The sequence below is a fragment of the Pseudomonas brassicacearum genome (assembly GCF_003732265.1).
GTDB classification, from domain to species: domain Bacteria; phylum Pseudomonadota; class Gammaproteobacteria; order Pseudomonadales; family Pseudomonadaceae; genus Aquipseudomonas; species Aquipseudomonas brassicacearum_D.
This window is the reverse complement of the sequence record NZ_MOBK01000157.1, coordinates 1-452: the sequence shown is the minus strand read 5'-3', so window position 1 is coordinate 452 and position 452 is coordinate 1. Positions and strand designations below refer to the sequence as shown.

Annotated in this window: 1 protein-coding gene; it reads right to left on the bottom strand. The window is 54.2% G+C overall.

All coding sequences use genetic code 11. The features are described from left to right. Positions 1-290: division/cell wall cluster transcriptional repressor MraZ (gene mraZ, locus BK660_RS30560; protein WP_123436417.1), on the bottom strand; the 290-nt coding region annotated here is incomplete at its 3' end. Between the last annotated feature and the right edge of the window lie 162 nt (positions 291-452).

Here is a 452-nt window from a genome sequence, read left to right as displayed (position 1 = left end):
CGCGGTGGAACCAGAAAACGGCCACTGCCATCGAGCTCGAGGTCGACGGCGTTGCCGATCAATAAACGCTGCAAGCGGCGGTTCTCTTCGCGAAGCGAAGGGAGTGCGCGCAACTTGGTTTCAATAATTTCCCACTCGTCGAGCGGATAGACACACAGACACGGATCAACGGCATCAATGGTCACGATCAATTGGCCGGAACTGCGCGAATCGAGCTCGTCACGGTACCGGCTCGGCATAGCGAGACGGCCCTTTGCGTCGAGACTGATAGCGTTAGCTCCGCGAAACACGTCTGCGTTTCTCCAATTTTTATCGTTTTGAGCTCAAAAAACCCACTTCATGCCACTTTCCGCCACTTGCGCACACTATAGGAATGCGCCCACCACACCGTCAAGGCGCGGATTAAAGGAAAACCCTTACAGAACGGAGATTTAGGAGCATAAAAGGAGGAG